This is a genomic window from Paenibacillus sp. 1-8 (genome assembly GCF_056316205.1).
In genome coordinates, this window is sequence record NZ_CM149995.1 from 2,527,647 (window position 1) to 2,539,410 (window position 11,764).

The window sequence follows — 11,764 nt, forward strand, 5'->3', positions numbered from 1 at the left end:
TATCAACTTCATCAGAGTAAGAAGCAGAATCTGCCAAGAGGACTGTTATTTCTAATTGCTCCTTGACCCAATAAAGAAACTTAGAAAGCTTCGCACGAAGCTCCTTCTTAAAAGGACACAACCACATAGCCTGCAAGTGCGATCAATAAAGATTGCCTAGTTTCTGGAAATTTTGTTGGTAATGAATATGATTTTCTGGATTATGAGGAAAAATGCCTCAACAAATCTCTAATGAGTTTGCTGAGAAAAGATATGCTTAAGCATCCATCTAAAGATAGAGACCTTCCGAGAACCTTGCAAAAATTTTAAATAATTTGCCCAATCGTACATAAGGTTTATGCCCTTATGTACGATTTTTTATTTCAGTATTCCATTTAAGATGAATAGGGGGAACCAAAGTAAATTAGCAGGGTGTTAATAATGGAAATTTTCTTTTTATTATGTTAGAGGGTGTGGTCAGTTGAAGAAGTTAAAATTGTTCATTAAAAATGCGAAGGCAGGAGGGATTATTTTTAATGCCTAATCACTCTCCACAAATAAACAAGTTTTTTAAATGGTGTATGGGTATCATTTTTGTTCTCATCATTATATATTTGTGCACACTAGTCGATTTTTTATTTATACCGATAGCTTCGTTAATCAGCGTTGTGTTATTGCCATTAATGCTGTCTGTTTTTTTCTATTATCTTCTGCGCCCATTGGTAGATTTACTGGAGAGACACAAGTTAAACCGTTCTCTTGCGATCATACTCATTTATTTCGCCATTGCAGTCATTTTAGCTCTCTTTATTGTAGGTATTTGGCCTTCCATACGTAATCAAATGATCAACCTCGTGGAGAATGCACCCAGTCTATTTAGTGCATTAAGTAATAAGGTTCATGAATTAGAACAGAATGGTGCACTTTCTTCCATTTTTCCGGGCGACGTTAATCCACTGTCACACCTAACCGAATACTTGAACAAAGGTTTCTTATTAGTTACGGATTATGTAACCGGTTTGTTTGGTCTTGTTTCCAATGTTACAATCGCATTGTTTACGTTCCCTTTAATCCTTTTTTATATGCTGAAGGAAGGGGGGGAATTCGGTCGCAAATTGGTCAGTTTTGTTCCTAAACGCTTTCTAATCGCTGCAAATGAGGTTTTGGATGATATTGATAGCGCGCTTAGCAGCTTTATCGTGGGAAGGGTACTTATTAACTTGGCGCTTGGTGTGTTAATGTACTTAGGATTTCTTTTGATAGGACTGCCATATGCATTGTTATTAACCGTCGTTGCGGTGATTATGAATTTCATTCCTTTTGTAGGTGCTATTCTATCATCGATCCCTATTGTTATTATTGGCTTTATTCAGTCTCCGTCTGTGGCAATCTGGTCACTTATCGTTATTCTTTTGGCCCAGCAGATACAGGACAATATCATTTCTCCTTATGTATTCGGTAAGCAACTTGATGTTCACCCTTTGACAGTGATTATTCTTGTGCTGATTGGTGGGGATTTAGCAGGAATTACAGGAATAGTGCTGGCTATCCCTTTTTATATGATTATTAAAGTAATAGTCAGTAAGGTGTACTTGCTTTTTTACAGAGAAAAATGGGGACATTTATGATTGATATTGACTATTTAGCATACTAAAATTCATTTTTTGCCCAAACGTACACACGTTCTCGCCCATGTGTACGTTTTTTTAACTTCATCATTTTGTAAAATGGCTTGAGAAATATTGAGAAATAGTCTTACTTATTTTTAAAAAAAGGTACAAAATGATAAAATATAAATATAATGCTTTTTTGTACGCATATAAGTTAGAGGTGGACTATGGGCAAACAATCCAATGAACAAGACCAAGAAGATGTAGACTTAAAGATCTACGATGGAGAAAGTGATCGACTTAATATTTCCAGAGTTCCGATTATATTATGGATCGTTTTCATCTTTATCGAAGGAATGGTTATTCAAAATATATCTACACCATTACCATTTCGAAGTCTATTGTTCTCTCTGGCAATAACTTTGCATGTACTTTTGTACTGGCATGTTCGTAAAGTTCTACATTATGGTTCATGGATTTATTTTATTATTCAAGCCGGAATTATCTTTTCAAGCGCTTTTCTTCTTCCTGCCAGTTTCCCAATTGTACTGGTTGGATTAATCCCGATTTTAATTGGTCAAAGCATAGGTATATATTATCAAACAAAAAAAGTTGTATTGGTGTTTTTTGGTTTCTATCTTCTTTTTTGTCTTGCTATGATATGGCATCGCGATGGTGAGAACTCCGTGCTGTTTATTGGGTTGCTCATTCTTATCGTTATTATCGTAGCTGCATATTCTATTCTTTTCTACAAACAAGTCAATGCGCGGATTCGTACCCAAAACTTTCTCAATGAGCTGGAGCTTGCACATCAAAAAGTGGAGGAGCTTACGTTAGCCAACGAGCGGCAACGCATGGCGCGGGACCTGCATGACACACTGGCTCAAGGTCTTGCTGGCCTGATTATGCAGTTGGAAGCCGTAGATGCTCATCTGACACAAGGCAGCTCACAGAGAGCCCACGAAATCGTTCAGCAGTCCATGTCCCAGGCACGCAAGGCTTTGGCTGACTCACGACGTGCTATAGATAACCTGCGTTCAAAATCGGCTTCGGAAGTGGACTTTGCGGATGCAGTCCGGGAAGAAGCGCAGCGTTTTACAATGGCTACCGGCATTCGAACAGTACTGGACATCAAGATTAAATCCTCGGTATCCAGGTTGTTGATTGAGCATGGGCTACACATCATAAGTGAATGTCTAACGAACGTAGGCAAGCATTCTTATGCCAAGAACGTATGGATTAATATTTTGGATCAACAAGATAAAATTACTATGGTGGTCCGTGATGATGGAAAAGGATTTAATCCAGATCTCATTGCCAGACGATCAGGACATTACGGACTCATAGGCATTCATGAGCGTGCGCGTCTACTGGGTGGAACAATACAGATCAACAGCACAGCTCAAGAAGGTACGTCTATTAAAGTGGAGGCACCTCTTACCAAAGGAGACATAGCATGAAATTTAAAATACTAATCGTAGATGATCATTGGGTGGTTAGAGAAGGGCTAAAGCTTGTTCTAGAGACAAATGACAGCTACGAGGTTGTGGGTGAAGCCGAAGATGGGGCGACAGCTCTTACCCTGATTGAGGAACTTCAGCCGGATGTCATCCTAATGGATTTATATATGCCTCAAATGAGCGGGTTGGAGACAATGAAAGCTTTAAAAGAAAGACAAAATGACACACCAGTTATTATCCTGACTACCTATAACGAGGATGATTTAATGATTCAGGGACTCTCCTTGGGGGCGAAAGGCTATTTATTAAAAGATACCAGCCGTGAAAATTTGTTTCGGACTATTGAATCCGCTTTAAGAGGAGAGACACTTCTTCAGCCGGAAATTACAGCAAGAGTTTTTGCTAAAACAAGTGAGAAAGAGGTCAAGAGTGAGTTGCATGAAGATACTTCAATCCTGACCGAGAAAGAAAAGAACATATTACAATCTGTTGCACAGGGACTTAGGAGCAAGGAAATTGCGTTCGACATGGGGATTTCGGAGCGGACGGTGAAAGCACATTTAACGAACATTTACAACAAGCTCGGTGTCGATTCCCGATCCGAAGCGGTAGCCGTGTCTTTGGAACGAGGCATTCTGCATCTTTAAAATTGGTGAATAAAAACATATATTTATTTCGGATTTGCCCAAACGTACATGAGGTGCTTGCCCTTATGTACGATTTTTTTTTTTGTTAACTGTTGTACCATGAAAAGAGAAAGAATCCAGTTAATCTCGTAGATTGCTGGTAACCGCTTAGAAGTAAGTCAAGGAGGATGAAATTGTTGAATAGAACACGAATCAAAATGCTAATCACGGGAATAACCCTCGCCATGGTGGTTTCCGGTTGCTCGAGCGCTTCGGAGGATACTACTGCAAAATCTGGTCAGCCGGTACAAATTCAAAAAGTAAAGATGCAGCCTTTGGCTAATGAATTTAATTTGGCGGGAACATTGCAGGCAAGCAATCAAACTGCGGTTTCCTTTGAAGCGGATGGACGTATTTTAAATACAACGGTTGAAGTAGGGGATCAGGTACATAAAGGGACAGTCCTCGCGAAATTGGACACATCCACTTATCAACTGCAGCTTGCGAGGGCCAAGGCAGCTATGGATCAGGCGAAAGCCGGTGTTAGTCAAGCAGACGCTTCTGTTCAATCGGCACAGGCGAGTATTCATACTGCACAATCCCAGATTAATTCAGCCCAATCCAAATTACGGGAATTAAACAACGGTGCCAAAAAACAGGAAATTGTACAGGCGCAAAATGCAGTTACGGCGGCTACCAATACCTATAACAAGAAAAAGGCAGATGCCGCTAGGACGCAAAGCCTATTTCAGGCAGGGGCTGTATCATTAACGGAAAATGAGAATGCGCAGCTTGAATTAACCAACGCACAAAAAAGTTTGAGTGATGCGCAAGAGCAATTGTCCCTTTTGCTTGCAGGGGCTTCCCAGGAACAGCGTGCACAAGCTTCGGATGGTGTAGATCAGGCTAGGGCAGGGTTGGAATCGGCTAGGGCTACTCAGCAACAAGGGCTAGCCAGTAAAGCTCAGGCTCAGGCTTCCTACAAGGATGCATTGGTCGCTTATGAGCAATCGGCTTTGGCGCTTAAGAAAACCACATTAACATCCCCTATAGCTGGTGTTGTGATTGAGAAAAAGATATCTGATGGGCAGTTGGGCTCCAGCGGAAGTGAAGCGTTTATTATCGGAAATATCAGCACTTTAAAAGTACTTCTTCCCGTACCGGACAGCGAAATCCTATCGTGGAAGAAAAACCAAAAAGTAAATATATCACTTTATAATGAAATTAGAACAGGGACCGTTACTCAGATCTATCCATCGACTAACTCCAAAACGGGAAGCATCAATGTGGAAGTTAGCATTCCCAATCCTGAACTGAATTGGAAGCCTGGTCAAGTCATTAGTGCATCCAAAAGCATGAATCAAAACGAAGCGCTTTTAGTGCCCGTAGAGGCTGTAATTAGTACGGGAAATGACCCGTATGTCTTTAAAGCTGTAAATGGAAAGGCCGTTAAAACAGCGATTAAACTGGGGAAAGTGACTAATAATCAGCTCGAAGTTGTCTCTGGGCTACAGGCAGGCGATCAAATCGTTACGCAAGGTGCAGGAACCCTATTTAATGGTGATTTAATTGGGAATGATGTACTTGTGAAATCGGAGGAGTCGTCCGAATGATTAAATATATCGTTAAAAAACAGAAAATCACACTTATTTTCTTTGGCATGTGCATTTTGCTAGGGATTTACAACTTTGCATCGTTACCTAAACAGGAGATGCCTGACGTTATTCCTATGTCAGCCAGTGTTACAACCGTGTATCCAGGGGCCTCACCTGAAAGAATCGAACAAACCATTACGAAGATATTGGAACAGAAAATCAAAGAAGTGCAAGGTGTCAAAACGATTTCTTCCACTTCCTCTAAAGGCCAATCCAGTATAAGTATAGAAGCTTTGGATGAGGCAGATCCGAAAAAAGTGTGGGCCGATCTTCGTACAAAAGTACAAGATGCACAATCTGAGCTTCCGGACGATGCGATGCAGCCCATTATCAATGATAGTATGGCAGGCTCCTTCATCGGGTCATACGCAATCACTTCTGATAAAGCTGAGAATCTATACTCGTTAAATGAATTGATGATTAAATGGAAAGATCAATTAAAAACGGTCTCAGGTATTTCAAAAGTTAATATTCAAGGAATTCCAGAACAAGAAGTACGGATAAGCCTGAACACTCAAAAAATGCAGCAATACGACATCTCCTGGGAACAGGTCGTTCAAGCCATTAAAAATGAAAACGATAGAGTACCTACAGGAAGTCTGGATTTCAATCAGCGTACGTATCAGTTGACGGTAGATGCTTCAACTGATCCCAATGTTTTAAATAACGTTCAGATTTCAAGCAACGAAGAAGGGTTCCCTATATCCTTGAAGGATATAGGTGCAGCCTCGCTTGTTTTTAAAAAAACGGAGAGTTATACGTATGTGAATACCAAGCCTGCTATTTCAATCAGTTTGAGTGGAGATACAGGCACAGACGTACCAACGGTATCCAAAGCGGCAACAGCCAAAATCAACGAGCTTGCGAGTAGCTTACCTAAAGATGTACATTTTGAACTACTCTTCGCTCAAAATGATCGTGTAAGTGAAATCTTTGGTAATCTGTCCAAAGAGATGATGATTGCTATTGCATCGGTTATTGTGATTTGTACATTAGGTTTAAACTTGCTGACCTCTGCATTCGTGGCGTTGGCTATCCCTGTTTCTATTGCCATCGGTTTTATTGTCTTGCCGATGACAGGAACGACACTGAATCAAATTTCAGTCATCGGATTAATCATCGTACTGGGGATACTGGTTGATGATGCCGTTGTGGTAAACGACAACATTGAACGCCGACGCTCTGAATTTGGGGAAGATGCTACGGAGGCGGCAATTAAAGGAACGAAGGAAGTATCCTTATCGATCATTACAGCCACGCTGGCTACAGTTGCAGCATTTGCCCCGCTTTTATTTCTGCCGGGCAATATGGGAGACTTTATTCAACCGATCCCTACCGTTATTTCGTTAACGATGCTGGCCTCCATGATTATGTCGCTTACGATCATTCCTATTTTCCGTCAATGGTACGATAACCGTCATAAAGGTAGAGAACGTAGCAAACCGACCAAGCCTCCAGGGCTCCTTGGCAATCAAATTCAGTCCCTCTCTAATGTATACGCTAAAAACTGGATGCCGAGAATACTGCGTCGACCACTTTTCACTGCGCTTATTGGTCTTATGATTGGTACGGCAGCTTATGGACTGCTTGCTATTGTGCCCATTCAATTATTTCCTGAATCGGACCAACCGGATGCCACAATCAACGTAACGATGCCAGAAGGAACGTCGTTGCAGGCAACCAATCAGGTTATAACTGAGATTGAGAACTGGGTTAAAAAGCAGCCAGAAACAGAACATCTGGCAGGAACGGCAGGTGGTGGAGCACCTCAAATGTACAGCGATATAGTAGCCGGTAGTGGCTCCGTGGGCGCGGTACACGGACAACTTGCTGTTGTTGGTAAAGAGGGAGTCTTTGATATCAAAAAAACAGTGGATAGTTGGACAAGTACGCTGCAAGCCAAATATCCAGCAGCATTAATAAGTATACGTGTTCCTCAATTAGGTATCCCAGTCGGCAGTGCAGTGTCTGTCCGTATTAAAGGAGAAGACCTTGGTAAGCTGCAAACGATGACCACAAAAATAAAAGAAATCGTTGCGGGGACTTCTGGAGCTGTAGATGTGACCGATAATATGGGGATGCAAAGCTATAATTTGAATTTTCAAGTCAACCAGCAGGCCTTGGATAAATATCAGGTCAACTATTCCAACTTAACCCGCACTTTGTTGCTAATGGGTGACGGAGTGAAGGTCACGGACTTTGACACGGGTAAGGAACTGCTGGATATCAATATGTACATGGATAAACCTAACCATGATCCTGAGGTGTTATTCCAACAGCTAAGTGTCACTAATGCGGGAGGAGAGCAGATCCCGTTATCCCAGTTAGCCACGATGAAACCGGACTTTTCCATTCAGCAAATCCACCGCTATGATTTGGAACGGACGGTAACGATTACAGCCAATGCAAAAGGGCGTACGGCTTCGGAGCTCACCCAGGACATCCGCAGCAAGCTTACAAGTACACACTTCGATTCGGGGTACACTTGGGAAATGGACGGGGAAACATCTACGCAGTCCGATTTGTTTAAGGATTTGGGCAAATTAGCCGTTATCGTTGTTTTTCTCATTCTGCTCTTGATCACCATGCAGTTTTACTCGGTTTCCACACCGCTCATTATAATGACGACTGTGTACCTGGCAGCAGCAGGAGGAGTGCTTGGTAGCTTTATTACAGGTATGCCAATCGGCTTTATGAGTATCATGGGTATCATTTCCCTTGCCGGTATCGTCGTGCGTAATGGTATTGTATTGATCGAGTTTATTGAAGATGCACGGCGTGAAGGCGCCGAATTAACAGAAGCCATCTTAATGGCATGCTCTGCCCGTTTCCGTCCGATCTTGCTCACCTCGCTAACTGCGATCGTCGGAATGATACCGATTGCTACGATGGGAGAAATTCTATTCAAGCCATTGGCAGCGACCATTATATTCGGACTGATTTTTTCAACCATTTTAACGTTGTTTGTAGTTCCGACTCTTTATATGGTTGTAGCTCAACTGAAGCTGAAACGGAAGCATAAGAAAGAAATGCATACAAACAACGATAGCTCATTGTCTTTGTAACGGATACAAAAGAGTAAGGCCATAGCTTTGCTTGAGCACCTACCCGATCGTACATTAGTCTCTTACCCTAATGTACGATTTTTTTCTTATATGAGTGTACTACAATGAACAGTAAGGAAAAAAAATATTAAAAATCAAAAGCAGTAAAAGCAAATTTTATACGATGCCAAAGGAGAGAGTCGTATGACTGAAAACGAGCAGCACGGTCGCATTCTAATATCAGATGATGTTGTATCCCAAATTACTGGTGTAGCCGCATTGAAGACCCCAGGAATTTCAGCAATTTACGGAGGGTTTTCGAAAGAAGCAAACAAACGTATGAATGAAAAAAATATTAAAAAAGGAATTTCAGTAAAAATTAGCTCGGATGAAACAACTATTGATCTAAAAGTTGTCGTTGATTACGGATGTCCTATCCATGAAGTGACCAGAAAATTACAACAAAATGTAATGGAAGATGTGATCAATATGACAGGGTTATCCATCGTCGTGGTGAACGTGAGGGTGGAGGGAATTGCTATTCAAAATCGTTAACTTTGTGAAGGATTCAAACCTAAATTCCCGTTCTATATTAGTCCTTATATTGCTCTTGATAATGAATTACAGTGGACAACATTTGCAATGAACTTAATCAATAGATTTCCTGATCCAGTAGTTTTATATATCACGAGAATCCGACTATCCAAGAGTGGGAAAGAACTCAAGAACAGAAACAAAGTGAACGCTATGAGTATTAAGGTTAATTATTACGTACAATTACGGGTAACTGTGAGAACCTTTTAGATCATAGTACAGAACCATTGGATGACTGTGAATAAATGCTATAGATGAAAGAAATTTTTGGATTTTTTTGGTTATTGTTCTTTATACAAGCTGCTTACACAAGCAAAAGAATTTGTATTTTACTCACTTGTACACAACTTTATTGTCTGTAGAGAGCAAAAGCAATATAATGCATTTAATATAATATATACTCAGGTTTTGAAATCAGTTTGAGGAGTGCTGAAAGCAAAATTAAGCCTGCACGCCCCTTCGCAAGTGATCGGCGAGATCGAAACCCGAATTATCGCGCTGGGAGGGGAAACGATTCGGACAACGTAAAAAAACAAAGCTTAAGTCTCACTTGAAAAAACAGTGGTGCATTCCTGCCAAATCCAGTAGCGAGTTGTAGCTCGGATGGAGGACATTTTGGAGACCTACGCCCTTTATGTTAGTAGCAGAAAACCTAACGCAGTAAGAATGTATAGATGTGGCCTTCAGGGTTATAACGCTTACCGAGAGGCACGTGGGAAGAAGAGTAAGATACGAACCGAACGCAAGAAGCAGCAAGTGCAGCTATGGGCTTGGCCGTATTCAAACACACCTTCAAAAGACCAGAAGACCGACATTGGCCTGCAACTGCTGGTGAGGAAACTCGAAAAGAGACTTCGGGTTCTCTTTTTGCCGCTTTATAGAGGAGAGGTCAGGATTATCTGGCGAAACAAGCGGTCACGGAATCGAATAGAACTTGTGGTTAGAACATGGTGATATTTATTATTAGAACGAGGAATGGGAAAGGAACTTACCGGTGAAATCATATGTGCCTTTTACCTATAAAATGATGGTCCCCTACTTGCTGCTAGTGTTGCTTACGGACGTGTTGATCGGCTATATTTCGTATTCGATGCTTGTTCATTCGCGGACGGAGATGGCTGAGACGAATATTCGGACCGGTATGGAGCAGACAAGGAACAATATTCTTTATCAGATGGACGAAATTCAGCGCATGTCCGATTCGCTGTTCGGCAGCCTAGCGTTCCAGCACGCCATTCAGAAGAAGGGAGATCCGCTGGACATTTACTGGACGATGCTGGACGAGATCATCCCGCAGATGACAGCGCCGCTGCAGCTATCTGGGAACGATATTCGCCTTATGCTTTATACACTGAACAGCGATTTGAACATTGTGAGTGGCGATAACCTCGCGGAGCCGATCGCGCAAAACGATTATTATATCCTGCCGTTCGGTGAGATTTCCCATTCCGAGTGGTTTCGTTCGCTTCAAGCCACGGAACGGGACAACATCTGGCTGCAAATCGATACCGACAGTAAACTTGGTAATATATCACATTTTCGCCGTTTGGTATCGTATGCCGATTATAAGACCGAAATCGGCTATGTGCGTATCACCGTGTCACTCGAAGACCTGTTGGGCGATTTCGTGGCCTTTCCGCTCGAAGAAGGGATTACGCTGCGTCTGGTCGACCGTTCCACTGGCATATCGCTTTACCATCGAGGAATGGCCGAACAAAACGCCTCGCGCGAAGCGTATCTAAGCCTCCTGGAAGAGATCCCAGGTACTGATTTTGTAATCGAGACGCTTGTGCCCAATTCGTACTTGTCAAAGGATGCGGGTAGGTTACAGCGAATCATCATCACCGTATGTGCCATTAGCTTTGTTGTCATGGCCTTCATTGGCTATATCGTCGCCCGCCTTTCCGGGCGTAGGATGTCGAGGATCGTCAACCTTGTTCGTTCGTTCCAGGAAGGAAATTTTCTAAAGCGGATACAATTCTCCGGCAATGACGAGTTTGTACAAATCGCCGATGCGTTCAACGTGATGGCCAGTAGTATCCAAAATTTAATCGATAGCGTATATATCGAAGGCATCCAAAAGAAACAAGCTGAGCTGGAGGCCTTGCAAGCGCAGATCAATCCTCACTTTCTCTATAACACGCTGTCGACGATCGGAAGCTTGGCGAATCTCGGAGAGACGGACAAGGTGACGGAGATGGTGCAAGGGCTCTCCCGTTTTTACCGTCTCACCCTCAACCAAGGCCGTGTCTGCATTGAGCTGGGGAAAGAGCTGGAACAAGTAACGACCTATCTTGCGATCCAACGGGTAAAATATGCGGACGCGTTTACGATGCATGTCGATGTCGAGCCCGATATTCTGCAGGTGCCGGTCATTAAGCTGATCCTGCAACCCTTCGTGGAGAACGTCTTTAAGCACGCTTGGTTCGGAGATACGATCGCGATCCTGATTAAGGCGTGTCGTATTGGCGATCTTATCGAGTTGAAGGTCATCGACAACGGCATTGGCATGAAGCCCCATACGGTGGAGCGATTGCTAAACAACCCGAGGCAAGAGGGCGGTTACGGTGTCAAAAACGTCGACGATCGCATCAAGCTGTTATACGGAGATGCTTACGGCGTCCAGATCGCAAGCATTTATGGAGGAGGAACGACGGTTCGGATTCTGCTCCCGGCTTGGCATCAGGATGGGCAGGGCGGCGAACCACGGCAGTAACCGTGAATTTGTATCCGTTTTCATTGAAGACCGCCATGTTGTCCTTCGGGGGGAAAAGGTATGATACATTCAGGCATAGT

General features: G+C 42.6%; 7 protein-coding genes. All 7 read left to right on the top strand.

What is annotated here, in order from left to right; genetic code table 11:
• Window positions 1–515: 515 nt before the first annotated feature.
• Complete coding sequence (locus AC0WRU_RS11555) at window positions 516–1,607, top strand: AI-2E family transporter (protein WP_476128386.1); 1,092 nt, start codon at window positions 516–518, stop codon at window positions 1,605–1,607.
• Between the two features lie 209 nt (window positions 1,608–1,816).
• Entirely contained in the window at window positions 1,817–3,049 is a 1,233-nt protein-coding gene (locus AC0WRU_RS11560) for a sensor histidine kinase (RefSeq protein WP_476128387.1), read from the top strand.
• Complete coding sequence (locus tag AC0WRU_RS11565) at window positions 3,046–3,696, top strand: response regulator (RefSeq protein ID WP_476128388.1); 651 nt, start codon at window positions 3,046–3,048, stop codon at window positions 3,694–3,696. The genes AC0WRU_RS11560 and AC0WRU_RS11565 overlap by 4 nt, the downstream gene beginning before the upstream one ends.
• A 167-nt stretch (window positions 3,697–3,863) precedes the next feature.
• On the top strand, window positions 3,864–5,288 hold the full coding sequence (locus AC0WRU_RS11570) for an efflux RND transporter periplasmic adaptor subunit (protein WP_476128389.1): 1,425 nt from the start codon (window positions 3,864–3,866) through the stop codon (window positions 5,286–5,288).
• On the top strand, window positions 5,285–8,395 hold the full coding sequence (locus tag AC0WRU_RS11575) for an efflux RND transporter permease subunit (protein WP_476128390.1): 3,111 nt from the start codon (window positions 5,285–5,287) through the stop codon (window positions 8,393–8,395). The genes AC0WRU_RS11570 and AC0WRU_RS11575 overlap by 4 nt, the downstream gene beginning before the upstream one ends.
• 183 nt (window positions 8,396–8,578) lie before the next feature.
• On the top strand, window positions 8,579–8,929 hold the full coding sequence (locus AC0WRU_RS11580; protein WP_476128391.1) for an Asp23/Gls24 family envelope stress response protein: 351 nt from the start codon (window positions 8,579–8,581) through the stop codon (window positions 8,927–8,929).
• A gap of 1,033 nt (window positions 8,930–9,962) precedes the next feature.
• Window positions 9,963–11,684: a sensor histidine kinase gene (locus tag AC0WRU_RS11585; protein ID WP_476128392.1), complete on the top strand. Its 1,722-nt coding sequence runs from the start codon at window positions 9,963–9,965 to the stop codon at window positions 11,682–11,684.
• Window positions 11,685–11,764 lie beyond the last annotated feature (80 nt).